Raw genomic sequence first — 14,232 nt, forward strand, 5'->3', positions numbered from 1 at the left:
CGGAGCCGAACCCGCCGAGCCGCACGAAGGCGACACTTGGCTGGCTCCCAGCTTGATTGGAACACTCCTAGCTTACTCGCAGCTCGGTACCGCTCGCGCACACCCGACACGCTCATCGCCGCGATCCGCACTCCTGACCAACCGTTTTCCCCGGTCACACTGCGACAGCATCCCCCGACGAACGCGAGCGGGGAGCGACCGTGTCGGTCGCTCCCCGCTCGCGTGTCGGATCGGCTGGTGATCAGTGGAAGCTGTCACCGCACGCGCAGCTGCCCTGCGCGTTCGGGTTGTCGATCGTGAAGCCCTGCTTCTGGATGGTGTCCTCGAAGTCGATCGTCGCGCCGTCGAGGTACGGGACGCTCATCTTGTCGACGACGACCTCGACCCCGTCGAACTCGGCGGTGACGTCACCGTCGAGCAGGCGCTCGTCGAAGTACAGCTGGTAGATCAGACCCGAGCATCCCCCGGGCTGGACGGCGAGGCGCAGGCGCAGGTCGTCGCGGCCCTCCTGCTCGAGGAGACTCGCCACCTTGCCGGCCGCGGCGTCGCTCAGGAGGACGCCGTGCGAGGCCGCCTCGGTCACCGGTGCGTCGGTGGTGATGGTGTCGCTCATCGCGCGTCTCCCTCCGGGCGGTGCGGTTCACCGCGCCTGGCGTCGATTGTAAGCACCGTCAGCTGCGCGTCGCGAGCCTGGCGAGCAGGATCGCCTCGGACGCGATGGCCCGGTGCAGGACGCCGAGGTGCTGCGACTCGTTCGGGCTGTGGGCGCGGGTGTCCGGGTCCTCCACCCCGGTGACCAGGATCTGGGCCTCCGGGAACTCTGCCGCGAGGTCCGAGACGAACGGGATCGAGCCGCCGATGCCCTGTTCGACCGCCTCGGCACCCCAGCCCTCGCGCATGGCCGTGCGGGCCTCCTGGACGGCCCAGCCGGCCGTGTCGACGAGGAAGCCGTCGCCGCTGTCCGGCTCGGAGATCTCCATCCGGGCACCGAAGGGCACGTGTGCCCGCAGGTGCCGCTCGACGGCCGCGTACGCCTCCGTGGCGGGCTGGCCGGGTGCGACCCGCACCGAGACGCGGGCGGAGACGGTCGGGAGCAGCGTGTTGGAGGCGTTCGCGACGCTCGGCACGTCCATGCCGGTCACGGTGATCGACGGCTGGAACCACATGCGGGACAGGACCTCGCCGGTGCCGATCGGTCGGACACCCGCCACAAGGGCCGCGTCGACGGCGAGCTCGTCGTCGGTGCGAGCCGGGACGTCGGCCTCGTACGAGGTGAGCCCGTCGACCGCGACGGAGCCGGCGTCGTCGTGCAGCGACGCGAGCAGCTTGACCATCGGGATCATGGCGTCCGGGGCCGCTCCCCCGAACATGCCGCTGTGGCTGGCGTGCTCGAGGGTCGTCAGGGTGAGCTTGAAGGTGACGTTGCCGCGGAGCGACACGGTGATGGACGGTACGTCCACCGACCAGTTGTCGCTGTCGGCGACCACGATGACGTCGGCAGCCAGGCGCTCCTTCTGGTCGGCGAGGAAGGTGCGGAACGACCGGGAGCCGAACTCCTCCTCACCCTCGACGAACAGGACGACACCGAGGTCGAGGTCGTCGCCGAACTGCGCGTGGATCGCCCGGAGCGACGCGATGTGCGTCATCACGCCGGCCTTGTCGTCCGAGGCGCCGCGACCGTACAGCCGGTCACCGCGGAGGGTCGGCTCGAACGGCGGGGTCTGCCACAGGGCGTCGTCGCCCTGCGGCTGCACGTCGTGGTGGGCGTAGAGCATGACGGTCGGCTTGCCGTTCCGGGCCGGGCGGACGGCGAGCACCGCGGGCTGGCCGAGCTCGAGCGGTTCGTCGTCGCTGATCGCTGAACGGATGATCTCCACCTGGTCCTCGGCGAAGACCCCGGTGCTCAGCGCCAGGTCCGCCACGGCACGCGCGCTCGCGAGCACGTGCGACTCGTCGAACGCCGACCACGACACCGACGGGATCCGCACCAGCGCGGACAGATCGGCGATCGTCGTGGGCAGTGCACCCTGCACCTGTTCGCGCAGGGCGTCGAGGAGAGCGGGGTCGGTCGCGGAGCTGGGCTGTGCGGTGTCGGTCATGCCCGGTAATCTAGAGGACGATCCCGCACGCACAACGCCGTTAGGAACGCACCGTGGCGAAGGCAGCCCCCAAGACCAACACGACCGTGAACCCCACCGAGGAAGAACTCCTCGAGCAGGGCAAGGGCCGCCCGACGCCGTCCCGCCGTGAGCGCGAGGCAGCGAACCGCCGCCCCCTCGTCGGCAACACGCCGGTCGACAAGAAGGCCGCCCGCGCGCGTCTCAACTCCGACCGCGAGCGTGCCCGGGTCGGCATGGCCAACGGCGAGGAGCGCTACCTGCCGGCGAAGGACCGCGGTGAGCAGCGTCGCTTCCTCCGCAACTGGATCGACGCGCGCTGGAACGTCGGCGAGATCATGATGCCGGTGCTCGTGCTGTTCCTGATCGTCGGGTTCGCCGCCTCGCAGACCGCGATCGCCTCGTACTCGCTGCTGCTCGTGTGGGCGTTCGTGGCCCTGTTCGTGATCGACTGCGTGGTCCTCTGGCTGTCGATGCGTCGCAAGCTCACCGCCAAGTTCGGCGAGCTGCAGCGCGGCACGTTCCTCTACATCCTGACGCGGGCGTGGCAGCTGCGGTTCCTGCGCCTGCCGAAGCCCCAGGTCAAGCGCGGGGAGTACCCCGCCCTCTGACCCCAGCGTCGCTGTCCCGAAGCGCCGTCCGGCCTCGCCGGGCGGCGCTTCGTCGTCCCGGCGTGCGCGGGCTGCGCGGGCTGCGCTGGCTGCGCGGGCTGCGCTGGCTGCGCGGGCTGCGCGGGCTGCGCGGGCTGCGCGGCGAGGTTCCACGACTCGCCGCGTGCACGCCGCCGAGGTTCCACCAACGGCCCGCACGCGCGCCGAGGTTCCGAAATCTCGGACACTCGGCGGCCGCGTCCGGGCGTGGCCACGCACCGCCGGACGGGAGGCCCGTGGCGGGACCGCACCGGGCCTCCCGTCCCAGGGGTGGTCGGCGAGGTTCCACGACTCGCCGCATGCACGCCGCCGAGGTTCCACAGACGGCCACCGAGGGCCGCGAGATGCCGAGATTTCGGAACCTGGAGGGCACCGGGAACGCCGGCCGGGCCGCGCCCGCGCCCGCGCCCCCGCGCGCTCAGCGCGCGGCGCGGCGCAGCCGCTTGCGGCGCAAGCGGTTGATGCGCGTGGCCCAGCTCGGCCCCTCGTAGAGGAACGCCGTGTAGCCCTGCACCAGGGTGGCCCCGGCGTCGATGCGGTCCTGCACGTCCTGCTCGGTCGTCACGCCGCCGACGGCGATGACGCAGAACTCGGCAGGTACGGCGGCACGGACCCGACGCAGCACCTCGAGCGAGCGCGCGGCGACAGGGGCACCGGAGAGTCCCCCGGCACCCATGGCCTCCACGTCGGCCGGGTCCGCGGTGAGCCCCTCACGGGAGATCGTCGTGTTGTTGGCGATGATGCCCGACAGCCCGAGCGACACCGCGAGGCCGGCGATGGCGTCGACCTGCTCATCGGTCAGGTCCGGCGCGATCTTCACCAGCACGGGCGTGTCGCCTGCGGCGTCGCGGACGGCGGACAGCAGCGGTCGGAGCTGGTCGAGTTCCTGCAGGCCGCGCAGTCCGGGCGTGTTCGGGGAGCTGACGTTGACCGCCAGGTAGTCCGCGAACGGCGCGAGGCGACGCGTCGACTCGAGGTAGTCGTCGATGGCGTCCTCGACGGCGACGACCCGGCTCTTGCCGATGTTCACGCCGATGACCGGGCGGCCCGGGTTGCGTCGGGCACGCTCGAGCCGTCGGGCGGCGGCACCAGCACCGTGGTTGTTGAAGCCCATGCGGTTGATGAGCGCACGGTCCTCGACGAGGCGGAACAGGCGCGGGCGCTCGTTGCCGGGCTGGGGCTTCGCCGTGATCGTGCCGACCTCGACGTGGCCGAAACCGAGCAAGCCGAGGCCGCCGATGCCGCGGGCGTCCTTGTCGAACCCGGCGGCGAGGCCGAAGCGCGACGGGAAGTGGATGCCCATCGTCGTGATGCCGTCAGCAGCTGCCGGGCGGGAGTACCGCTCGACCAGACCGCCGACGAACGGCACGTGCGGCAGCGCCTTGATGACGGCGAACGCCAGGTGGTGGGCCCGCTCGGGGTCCATCTTCGCGAAGACCGACCGGAAGACGACGGTGTACCCGGACCGGACCAGGCCTTCCGCGACGCCGCTCACGCGCCGGCACCCGCCGGCGAGCCGGCGGCCGCAGCACCGTGGTGGTCACGGCGGAGCTGACTGATGGCGTCCTCGAAGTCCTCGAGCGAGTCGAAGGCCTGGTAGACGCTGGCGAACCGCAGGTACGCGACCTCGTCGAGCTCACGGAGCGGCGCGAGGATCGCGAGCCCGATGTCGTTCGCGTCGATCTGGCTCGAGCCGGACGACCGCACGGTCTCCTCGACCCGCTGCGCGAGCACGGCCAGGTCGCCGTCGGTGACCGGGCGCCCCTGGCAGGCCTTGCGCACGCCGGAGACGATCTTGTCGCGGCTGAAGGGTTCGGTGACGCCGTTGCGCTTGACGACGTTGAGCGACGCGGTCTCGGTGGTCGAGAAGCGTCGTCCGCAGTTCGGGCACTGTCGACGGCGGCGGATGGAGGTTCCGTCGTCGCTCGTCCGTGAGTCGACGACGCGGGAGTCCGGGTGGCGGCAGAAAGGGCAGAACATGTCGTCGCCCAGGCTATCGGTTCGTGCGCTCCGTCACGGCGGCGCCGTGCGCGGGGAGCTGCTCCTCGGTCGACAGCGCGACGATGTGCGCGGCGACCTCGTCGAGCGCGGACGCCGAGTACCGGATGACCTGCTGCGGCCGCAGGAACGTCGACGCGGACAGGCCGGAACCGAAGCGCGCCTGGCCACCGGTGGGCAGCACGTGGTTCGACCCGGCCAGGTAGTCCCCCAGGCTGACGGGCGTGCTCGGCCCGACGAACACCGCTCCGGCGGCGTCGATGTCGGCGAGCACCGCGTCGTCGTCCGCCGTCTGGATCTCCAGGTGCTCCGGCCCGTACGCGTTGCTCACGGTCGCGGCGTCGGCGAGCGAGTCCACCAGCACGATCGCGGACTGCGGTCCGTCCAGGGCGGTCTGGAGGCGCGCAGCCGTCCCGAGCACGGCCGTGCGTTCCGGGATGGCGGCTTCGACCGCATCGGCGAACGTCGCCGACGTCGTCACCAGCACACTGCCGGCCTGCTCGTCGTGCTCGGCCTGGCTGATGAGGTCGGCGGCGACGAACCCGGGGTCGGCGGTCTCGTCGGCGATCACGAGGATCTCGGTCGCGCCGGCCTCGGCGTCGATGCCGACGACACCGCGCACCAGGCGCTTCGCGGCGGCGACGTAGTTGTTGCCAGGACCCGTCACCAGGTCGACGGGCTCGAGGTCGATCGCGGGCACGCCGTACGCCAGCGCGCCGATCGCGCCGGCGCCGCCCATCGCGTAGACCTCGTCGATGCCGAGCAGCCCGGCCGCGGCCAGGATCGTCGGGTGGACCGCACCGCCGTGGTCGCGCTGCGGCGGGGACACGAGCGCGATCGACCGGACCCCGGCGACCTGCGCCGGGACGACGTTCATGACGACGCTCGACGGGTAGACGGCCTTGCCACCGGGCACGTAGAGCCCGACGCGGCGCATCGGCTGCCAGCGCTGGTGCACCTCAGCGCCGTCGGCGAGGGTGGTGACGGAGCCGGCCGGCACCTGTGCGGCGCTGGCGGCTCGGACGCGGCGGATGGCTTCGTCGAGCGCTTCCCGCAGTTCGGGGGTCAGCCCGGCGACGGCCGCCGCGATCTCGGCGACCGGCACCCGGACGTTCGCCGGGGCTCCGCCGTCGAAGCGTTCGGCCTGGTCGTGCAGTGCGTCCGCTCCGCGGTGTCGGACGTCCTCGACGAGCTCGCGGGCGGCGTCGACCGCGTGCGAGACGTCGCCCACGGCGCGCGGCATGAGTCGGAGGAGTTCGGCACGGGCGGGCAGACCGCCACGGAGGTCGATTCGCTGCATCATCAGGGGACAAGCCTACCGAGGTGACGTGGGCGTCCGCCGTCCGACGAGTGCGTCGACGACCGGCCGGTGGTGTGCCACGGCCGCGGCGTCCCAGACACCGAGCAGGTGCAGTGTGGCGATGCGGAACACGAGCGCCCGGGTCAGCAGCGACGTCCATTCCGGCTCGTCTGCCTCGGCCGCAGCCCCGTGCGCGGTCCTGCCGAGGGCTGCCAGTCGCCCGACCGGGAAGCCGTGCCAGCAGACGGCGTCGACGGCAGCGATCGCCGGGCCGAACTCCGCCGGACGCCAGTACGGCGGCCAGTCGATGATCGTCGGTGGCTGCGCGTCGGCGAACAGCACGTTGCCGAGCAGGTCACCGTGGACCAGCTGCGACGGTGCTCGGACCGGCCGGAACGCCGCGGCGAGCCGGGCGAGGGTCGGGTCCGCCGGCAGCGGTTCCTCGCCCCACGCCATCCGGTCGGCACGGGCCCACGGGTCGGTGACGACGCCAGGATCCGTGCCGAGGAACGCGGGCCGCTCCAGACCGGCGATCGCCCGGTGGAAGGCACGACCCGCCCGGATCACGTCCTCGACGCGGGACTCGTCGGCCGCGCCGAGCACGAACTCCCACGCCTCCCAGTCCCCCGACCGCCAGCTGCCGTCGCGGGTGACCACGGGGCGGGGTGTCCGGAACTCGGCCGGGTGCTCGGACTCCGTTGCGTGTTCGAGTTCCGCCAGGAGGCCGGCACGCCAGTCGGTCACCGCAGCGCCGTCATGGGGCCGGAAGACGATGCCCTCGGCACGCCAGGTCAGCCCGCGCCCACCCGCGAGCGGCACGGGCGTGGACCCGGCGACCCCGAAGGCACGCAGCACCTCGGCGCCGGGTGCGCTCCCGCCCGCTCCGGTCACGCGGTCCGCAACACCTTCGCCATCGGACGGCCCTTCGCGACCTCGTCGACGAGCTTGTCGAGGTACCGGATCTGCCGCATGAGCGGGTCGTCGATCTCCTCGATCCGCACACCACAGATCACGCCCCTGATGAGCGGCGCGTTCGGGTGCAGCTGCGCGGCGGCGAAGAAGTCCTCGAACGTGGTCTCGTCCGCCAGGTGCCGTGCGAGCGCTGCGTCGTCGAACCCGGTCAGCCACGTGATGACGGCGTCGAGCTCGCCCTTCGTGTGGCCCTTCCGCTCCACCTTCGCCAGGTAGTGCGGGTAGACCGCCGCGAAGGGCGTCCCGAAGATCCGGTGTCCGGCCAAGATCACGCCCCTGCTACACCAGGCAGCGCGGCCCGAGCAGGCTCTTCAGCTCGCCGAACAGGTCGGGTGTCAGGTTCACCGGGAACGGCAACTCGAACGTGCGTGCGACGTCGTCCTTCAGCAGCTTCAGCCGGACCTCGGTCTCGCCCTGGTGCCGTCCGAGCACGGCCGCGAGCTCCGTCACCGTGGACGTGGTGGCCTGCCGCTCCGGCAGCGACAACGTGAGCGGGCCGGAGCCCATCGCGTCGCCGATCGCCGGCTGGAACATGCTCACCGCGTGCAGGGCCTTGCCGTCGTCGCGGACGTTCACACGACCGCGCAGGACCACGATCGAGTCGGCCACGAGCGACGGACCGAACTCCTGGTAGGTCTTGCCGAGGAACATCACGCCGATCTGGCCGCCGAAGTCCTCGATGTCGACGATGCCGTACGGGTTGCCGCTCGTCTTCGCCACCCGGTGCTGCACGCTCGTCAGCAGCCCCGCGACCGTGACGGTCTCGCCCTCGACCGAGTCGTCGGCCGCGATGAGGTCGGCGATGGTGATCGACTGGTGCTTCGCGAGCTCGATCTCGAGCCCCGCGAGCGGGTGGTCCGACACGTAGAGGCCGAGCATGTCGCGCTCGAACGCGAGCTTGTCGCGCTTGGACCACTCCGGACGGTCGGGCACCTGCGACACCGGACCGGTGGCCGGCGACTCCTCGGCGACCTCGGCGAACAGCGAGTCGAAGTCGAAGCCGACGTTGCCGTGGGCCTCGTCACGCTTGACCTTGACGGCGCCTTCGACCGCGCCCTCGTGGATCTCGACCAGGGCGCGGCGGGAGTCGCCGAACTCGTCGAAGGCACCCGCCTTGATGAGCGACTCGACGGTCCGCTTGTTCGCCGACGAGATCGGGATCTTGCGCAGGAAGTCGTGGAACGACTCAAACGCGCCCTTGTCGGTGCGCGCCTTCACGATGTCGTCGACGACGTTGAACCCGACGTTGCGGATCGCACCCATGCCGAACCGGATGTCCTCACCGACAGCGGCGAAGAAGCCGATCGACTCGTTGACGTCCGGCGGCATGACCTTGATGCCCATGCGGCGGCACTCGTTGAGGTACAACGCGAGCTTGTCGCGGGCATCGCCCACCGAGGTGAGCAGCGCCGCCATGTACTCGGCCGGGTAGTGCGCCTTCAGGTAGGCGGTCCAGAACGAGACCACGCCGTACGCGGCGGAGTGCGCCTTGTTGAACGCGTAGTCGGAGAACGGCAGCAGGATGTCCCACAGCATCTTGATCGCCGCGGCCGAGTAGCCGTTGTCCAACATGCCCTTCTCGAAGCCCGCGTACTGCTTGTCGAGCTCGGACTTCTTCTTCTTGCCCATCGCGCGGCGGAGGATGTCCGCCTGGCCGAGGGAGAACCCCGCGACCTTCTGCGCGATGGCCATGACCTGCTCCTGGTAGATGATCAGGCCGTAGGTCCCGCCGAGGATCTCCGCCAGGGGCTCTTCGAGCTCCGGGTGGATCGGCGTGATCGCCTGCTCGCCGTTCTTGCGGAGCGCGTAGTTCGTGTGCGAGTTCGCACCCATCGGGCCCGGACGGTACAGGGCGATGAGCGCGGAGATGTCCTCGAAGTTGTCGGGCTTCATCAGGCGCAGCAGGCCACGCATCGGCCCACCGTCGAGCTGGAAGACACCGAGCGTGTCTCCGCGCTGCAGGAGCGCGTACGCCTCGGGGTCCTCGAGTCCCATGGTCTCGAGGTCGAGCTCGATACCACGGTTGTTCTTGATGTTGTCGAGGGCGTCACTGATGATCGTGAGGTTGCGGAGCCCCAGGAAGTCCATCTTGATCAGACCGAGCGACTCCGCTGCCGGGTAGTCGAACTGCGTGACGACCTGGCCGTCCTGCTCCCGCTTCATGATCGGGATGATGTCGATGAGCGGATCGCTCGACATGATGACGCCGGCCGCGTGCACGCCCCACTGGCGCTTCAGCCCCTCGAGCCCGAGCGCGGTGTCGAAGACGGTCTTCGCCTCGGGATCGTTCTCGACCACGGTGCGGACGTCGACGGCTTCCTTGTAGCGCGGGTGGTCCTTGTCGAAGATCCCGGTGAGCGGGATGTCCTTGCCCATCACGGGCGGCGGCATCGCCTTGGTGAGCTTCTCGCCCATGCCGAACGGGAACCCGAGGACGCGCGAGGAGTCCTTCAGCGCCTGCTTCGCCTTGATCGTGCCGTACGTGACGATCTGCGCGACGCGCTCCGACCCGTACTTCTCGGTGACGTACTTGATCGCCTCACCGCGGCGCCGGTCGTCGAAGTCGACGTCGAAGTCGGGCATCGAGACACGGTCCGGGTTCAGGAACCGCTCGAAGATGAGGCCGTGCCGGATCGGGTCGAGGTCGGTGATGCGCATCGCGTACGCGACCATCGAGCCGGCACCGGAACCACGGCCGGGGCCGACGCGGATGCCGTTGTTCTTCGACCACAGGATGAAGTCGGAGACCACGAGGAAGTACCCCGGGAACCCCATCTGGTTGATGATGCCGACCTCGTAGTCGGCACGCTCCTGCACCTCGGCCGGGATGCCGTCCGGGTACCGGTAGTCCAGCCCCTTCGCGACCTCTTTCTCGAACCAGGAGTGCTCGGTCTCGCCCGCCGGCACCGGGAACTTCGGCATGTAGTTCGCCGACGTGTCGAACTCGACGTTGCACCGCTCGGCGATGAGCAGCGTGTTGTCGCAGGCCTCGGGGTTGTCGCGGAAGACGTGCCGCATCTGCTGCGGGGACTTCAGGTAGAACTCGTCGGCGTCGAACTTGAACCGGTTCGGGTCGTTCAGCGTCGAACCCGACTGCACGCACAGCAGGGCCGCGTGCGACTTGGCGTCGTGCGCGTGCGTGTAGTGCAGGTCGTTCGTGCCGACCAGCGGGATGTCGAGGTCCTTCGCCAGCCGGATCAGGTCACTCATGATCCGACGCTCGATCTCGAGTCCGTGGTCCATGACCTCGGCGAAGTAGTTCTCCTTGCCGAAGATGTCGCGGTAGTCGGCGGCAGCCTTGACGGCTTCGTCGTACTGGCCGAGGCGCAGGCGCGTCTGGACCTCGCCCGACGGGCACCCCGTCGTGGCGATGATGCCCTCGTGGTACTCCTCGAGCAGCTCGATGTCCATGCGCGGCTTGAAGTAGTACCCCTCGAGCGACGCCTTCGACGACAGCCGGAACAGGTTGTGCATGCCCGTCGTGTTCTCGGCGAACATCGTCATGTGCGTGTACGAACCGGCACCGGAGACGTCGTCCCCACCGCCGTCGCCCCACCGCACACGGGTCTTGTCCGTGCGGTGCGTCCGGGGCGTGATGTACGCCTCGGTCCCGATGATCGGCTTGACGCCGCCGGCCTTGGCGGCCTTCCAGAACTCGAAGGCGCCGAACATGTTGCCGTGGTCGGTCACCGCCACGGCCGGCATGCCCTGCGCAGCGGTCTCCTGCACGAGGTCGCCGAGCCTGGCCGCGCCGTCGAGCATCGAGTACTCGCTGTGCACGTGCAGGTGGACGAAGGAGTCGGAATCCGCCACGGAACCTCCGGTCGAACGAGCTGCTTGCGGGACGCGAACAGCCTAACCGCGACCGCGGACAAACCCGCGCGTGTCCGAGCGGTCCGACACCGAGGTCGCACGACACGCCGGGCGCAGTCCGGCGAGGGTGCAGGAACCGTCGCTCGGCGGGGCCGAAGTCAGCAGATCGTGTCCCCACGGCGGTGGAGCCCGCGCGTGTCGGCCGGCGGGCACGGGGCGGGGTTGCCACGGGCCTCCCGGCCGGAGTCTGAACGTGACGGATGCGGCACGCCCATCGATCCCCCGCCGCTCCCCCGCCGAGGTTCCACAACACGCCGCGGGCGCTCCGCCGCGGTTCCACAGACCGACGCACAGCGCGCCGACATGCCGAGATTTCGGAACCTCGGCGAACGACGCGACGGCGCGACGGCGCGACGGCGCGACGGCGCGACCGGCGCGACCGGCTCGCGCGCGTCAGGACGAAGCGGCTCGGATGCGGTCGAGCGCGAGGCGCAGGTCGTCGGGGTACTCCGCCTGGAACGACACCCACTCGCCGCTGCGCGGGTGGTCGAACCCGAGCCGGACGGCGTCGAGCCACTGGCGGGTCAGCCCGAGCTCCTGCGCCAGGACCGGGTCGGCGCCGTACATCGTGTCGCCGACCAGCGGGTGGCGGGTCGCGGCCATGTGCACGCGGATCTGATGCGTGCGCCCGGTCTCGAGGTGCACCTCGAGCAGGGTCGCCGACCGGAACGCCTCGAGGGTCTCGTAGTGGGTGACGCTCGGCTTGCCGTCGGCGGTGACCGCGAACTTCCAGTCGCTCGACGGGTGCCTGCCGATGGGGGCGTCGACGGTGCCGGAGGTCGGATCAGGGTGCCCCTGCGCGAGCGCGTGGTAGACCTTCTCGACCGTGCGCTCCTTGAAGGCGCGCTTGAGGTGGGTGTACGCGAGCTCGGTCTTCGCGACGACCATGAGCCCCGACGTGCCGACGTCGAGGCGGTGCACGATGCCCGCGCGCTCGGCAGCGCCCGAGGTCGCGATGGTGAACCCCGCTGCGGCGAGGCCGCCGGGCACGGTCGGACCGTCCCAACCGGGCGAGGGGTGCGCAGCGACGCCGACGGGCTTGTCGACGACCACGATGTCCTCGTCGTCGTGCACGATCGTCATCCCGGGCACGGCCGCCGGCACGATGCGCGGCGGCTCCTTCGGGGACCACTCGACCTCGAGCCACGAGTCGGCGTGCAGGCGGTCGGACTTGTCGACGGGGACGCCGTCGACCCGGACTCCACCGGCGGCGACGACGTCGGCCGCGAACGACCGGCTGAACCCGAGGAGCTTCGCGATGGAGGCGTCGACACGCTCGCCGGCGAGCCCGTCGGGGACGGGAAGAGAACGCGACTCGGTCACGTGGCGTCGTGCCCCAGCGCGTCGCGCCGGTCGTGCTGTGCCGGACGGGAGGCCCGCTCCGGCTCCGGCAGGTCCGCTGCGGGCGCTGCAGCGTCGGTCGCGGGCGCTGCTGCGTCGGTTGCGGGCACCGAGAACGCGGCCCCGCCGTCGAGCGGCTCCGTCGTGTCCGCCTGCGCAGCGCGCTTGGCGGAGACCGTGCGGGACCCGTCGAGGTTCACCCCGAGGATCACCAGCAGCACGAAGACCACCATGCTGATGCAGATGAACGAGTCGGCGACGTTGTAGATCGCCGGCATCATCCACGGCGTCGAGATGAAGTCGACCACGTGGCCGCGGCCGAAGCCGGGCTCACGGAAGAGTCGGTCGATCAGGTTGCCGAGCGCGCCGCCCAGCAGCATGCCGAGCACGACGGCCCACCACATCGACCGGATCCGGCGCGAGTAGATGATGATCGCGACGACGACCGCCGCCGAGATGATCGAGAACACCCACGTCATGTTCACCGCGAAGGAGAACGCCGCCCCGGGGTTCCGGACGTACAGGAACTGGAGCGCCCCGCCCAGGATCGGGACGGGGGTGCCGTACGGCAGGTTCGCGACGACCAGCGCCTTCGCGACCTGGTCGAACGCCACCACCACGACAGCGGCGAAGGCCAGTGCCGCGATCGCGCGGACACTGACCTTCGCTCGTGATGCTGGTCGCGACAACGTCAGTTGCCGAAGCCCTGCGCCGATGCCGGCGCCGGGGTGAGACCGGACTGCTCGTTCGAGGAGTCGAGCTCGGAGAGCTGCCCCTGGATGTAGCTCTTGAGCTGGGCGCGGTAGTCGCGCTCGAACGTCCGGAGCTCGTCGATCTTGCCCTCGAGCTGGCGCTGCTCCTGCTCGAGCACCTGGACACGCTGACGGTTCGTGTTCTCGGTGTCGGCGATGATCTGGCGCTGCTTGGCCTCGGCCTCGGACACGAGACGCGCTGCCTGGGCGGTGCCCTCGGCGATGAGCGCGTCACGCTTCTCGACACCTTCGCGGACGTGCTCCTCGTGGAGACGACGCGCGAGCGTCAGGAGGTTCGTGGTGCCCTCGGTGTCCTCGTCCGCCGGGACCGTGGTCGCCGGGGCGGCCGCTGCGACCGGAGCGGGCTCCGGAGCCACCTCGACCGGGGCCGGAACGGGCTCCGGTTCGGGCTCTGCCGCGGGAGCGGGCTGCTCGGTCTGCGCCGACTGCGGGGCCGACTCGGCCGCCTGCAGGCGCTGGCGGAGCTCGTCGTTCTCCGCGGTCAGGCGACGCAGCTCGACCACGACCTCGTCGAGGAAGTCGTCGACCTCGTCCTGGTCGTAGCCCTCGCGGAACTTCGTCGGCTGGAACCGCTTGTTGACTACGTCTTCCGGCGTCAAAGCCATTGCCGTCACCTCAATAGAACTGCTGAACGTGTGGAACCACTTGCGTCGCGACCGAACTTACCAGTCGCCACGTGTGGTGCGGATGCCGCGCCGGAGGCGAGCATCGATCCCGACCACCGTACACCGACGACGGGGAGGAACGACGACCGCTGCATCGGCGCGGCGCGTGTTGCGGACCTGGATCGGCCCACGAGCGGGCCCGGATCGAGCCAGGAACGGACCTGGATCGACCCTGGATCGTGTCAGACCGCGACGGCGATGCCGTTGACGACGACCCGGGCGATGATCACGACGAGCATGACGATCGTCCAGCCGAAGTCGAGTGCCACCGGCCCCATGCGGAGCGGCGGCAGGACCCGCCGAACCGCGCGGATCGGCGGATCGGTGATCGTGTAGACGAACTCGGAGACCACGAGCAGTCCCCCGCGCGGCCGCCAGGACCGGTTGAAGTTCTGCACGAGGTCGAGCGCGAACCGCCCCCACATGACGAAGAAGTACAGCAGGAGGGCGAGGGAGATGATCCCTAGGATCACGGACACGATGGGGCTCGCTCGTCTCGGGCGAGTGCCGTCATGCGACGACGCTCACGGGCGGGTGGCCGGG

13 protein-coding genes are annotated in these 14,232 nt (G+C 70.5%); 1 reads left to right on the forward strand and 12 read right to left on the reverse strand.

Annotated elements, in window-relative coordinates; genetic code table 11:
- Positions 1-241 precede the first annotated feature (241 nt).
- Positions 242-613: an iron-sulfur cluster assembly accessory protein gene (locus EDF40_RS14770; protein WP_111085771.1), complete on the reverse strand. Its 372-nt coding sequence runs from the start codon at positions 611-613 to the stop codon at positions 242-244.
- Positions 614-671: 58 nt separating this feature from the next.
- Positions 672-2,099 carry a dipeptidase gene (locus EDF40_RS14775; protein WP_123340382.1) on the reverse strand — a complete coding sequence of 476 codons (1,428 nt, stop codon included), beginning with the start codon at positions 2,097-2,099 and terminating at the stop codon, positions 672-674.
- Between the two features lie 53 nt (positions 2,100-2,152).
- On the opposite strand from EDF40_RS14775, the gene EDF40_RS14780 reads away from it, so the two are divergent.
- Positions 2,153-2,728 (forward strand): DUF3043 domain-containing protein, encoded by a 576-nt coding sequence (locus tag EDF40_RS14780; RefSeq protein ID WP_260213429.1) that lies wholly within the window; start codon positions 2,153-2,155, stop codon positions 2,726-2,728.
- A 457-nt stretch (positions 2,729-3,185) separates the two neighbouring features.
- Here EDF40_RS14780 and EDF40_RS14790 read toward each other — a convergent pair whose 3' ends face one another.
- From EDF40_RS14790 to EDF40_RS14835, 10 genes are all read right to left on the reverse strand, one after another.
- Positions 3,186-4,262 carry a quinone-dependent dihydroorotate dehydrogenase gene (locus EDF40_RS14790; protein WP_123340380.1) on the reverse strand — a complete coding sequence of 359 codons (1,077 nt, stop codon included), beginning with the start codon at positions 4,260-4,262 and terminating at the stop codon, positions 3,186-3,188.
- Positions 4,259-4,747, reverse strand: a complete 489-nt coding sequence (gene nrdR, locus EDF40_RS14795) for a transcriptional regulator NrdR (RefSeq protein WP_123340379.1) — start codon at positions 4,745-4,747, stop codon at positions 4,259-4,261. The genes EDF40_RS14790 and nrdR overlap by 4 nt, the downstream gene beginning before the upstream one ends.
- Before the next feature lie 13 nt (positions 4,748-4,760).
- The gene (gene hisD, locus EDF40_RS14800; RefSeq protein WP_123340378.1) at positions 4,761-6,068 is read right to left on the reverse strand and encodes a histidinol dehydrogenase; all 1,308 of its coding nucleotides are present in this window, start codon (positions 6,066-6,068) and stop codon (positions 4,761-4,763) included.
- A gap of 12 nt (positions 6,069-6,080) precedes the next feature.
- On the reverse strand, positions 6,081-6,956 hold the full coding sequence (locus EDF40_RS14805; RefSeq protein ID WP_123340377.1) for a hypothetical protein: 876 nt from the start codon (positions 6,954-6,956) through the stop codon (positions 6,081-6,083).
- A complete protein-coding gene (locus tag EDF40_RS14810) occupies positions 6,953-7,303 on the reverse strand; it encodes a DUF2200 domain-containing protein (RefSeq protein ID WP_123340542.1) in 351 nt (116 codons plus the stop codon). The genes EDF40_RS14805 and EDF40_RS14810 overlap by 4 nt, the downstream gene beginning before the upstream one ends.
- Positions 7,304-7,316: 13 nt before the next feature.
- The gene (gene dnaE, locus EDF40_RS14815) at positions 7,317-10,799 is read right to left on the reverse strand and encodes a DNA polymerase III subunit alpha (protein ID WP_395862789.1); all 3,483 of its coding nucleotides are present in this window, start codon (positions 10,797-10,799) and stop codon (positions 7,317-7,319) included.
- 504 nt (positions 10,800-11,303) lie between these two features.
- Positions 11,304-12,233: an RluA family pseudouridine synthase gene (locus EDF40_RS14820; RefSeq protein ID WP_123340375.1), complete on the reverse strand. Its 930-nt coding sequence runs from the start codon at positions 12,231-12,233 to the stop codon at positions 11,304-11,306.
- A complete protein-coding gene (lspA, locus tag EDF40_RS14825; RefSeq protein ID WP_260213428.1) occupies positions 12,230-12,940 on the reverse strand; it encodes a signal peptidase II in 711 nt (236 codons plus the stop codon). The genes EDF40_RS14820 and lspA overlap by 4 nt, the downstream gene beginning before the upstream one ends.
- 2 nt (positions 12,941-12,942) lie before the next feature.
- Positions 12,943-13,629, reverse strand: a complete 687-nt coding sequence (locus EDF40_RS14830) for a DivIVA domain-containing protein (protein WP_185003110.1) — start codon at positions 13,627-13,629, stop codon at positions 12,943-12,945.
- 242 nt (positions 13,630-13,871) lie between these two features.
- Positions 13,872-14,168: a YggT family protein gene (locus EDF40_RS14835; protein ID WP_111085780.1), complete on the reverse strand. Its 297-nt coding sequence runs from the start codon at positions 14,166-14,168 to the stop codon at positions 13,872-13,874.
- Between the last annotated feature and the right edge of the window lie 64 nt (positions 14,169-14,232).

The organism is Curtobacterium sp. PhB170 (assembly GCF_003752345.1).
GTDB lineage: Bacteria > Actinomycetota > Actinomycetes > Actinomycetales > Microbacteriaceae > Curtobacterium.

Coding starts and splice junctions, on each gene's coding strand:
- EDF40_RS14830 (WP_185003110.1), bottom strand. CDS start 13,629: ATGGCTTTGACGCCGGAAGACGTAGTCAACAAGCGGTTCCAGCCGACG.
- dnaE (WP_395862789.1), bottom strand. CDS start 10,799: ATGCTCGACGGCGCGGCCAGGCTCGGCGACCTCGTGCAGGAGACCGCT.
- EDF40_RS14770 (WP_111085771.1), bottom strand. CDS start 613: ATGAGCGACACCATCACCACCGACGCACCGGTGACCGAGGCGGCCTCG.
- EDF40_RS14775 (WP_123340382.1), bottom strand. CDS start 2,099: ATGACCGACACCGCACAGCCCAGCTCCGCGACCGACCCCGCTCTCCTC.
- hisD (WP_123340378.1), bottom strand. CDS start 6,068: ATGATGCAGCGAATCGACCTCCGTGGCGGTCTGCCCGCCCGTGCCGAA.
- nrdR (WP_123340379.1), bottom strand. CDS start 4,747: ATGTTCTGCCCTTTCTGCCGCCACCCGGACTCCCGCGTCGTCGACTCA.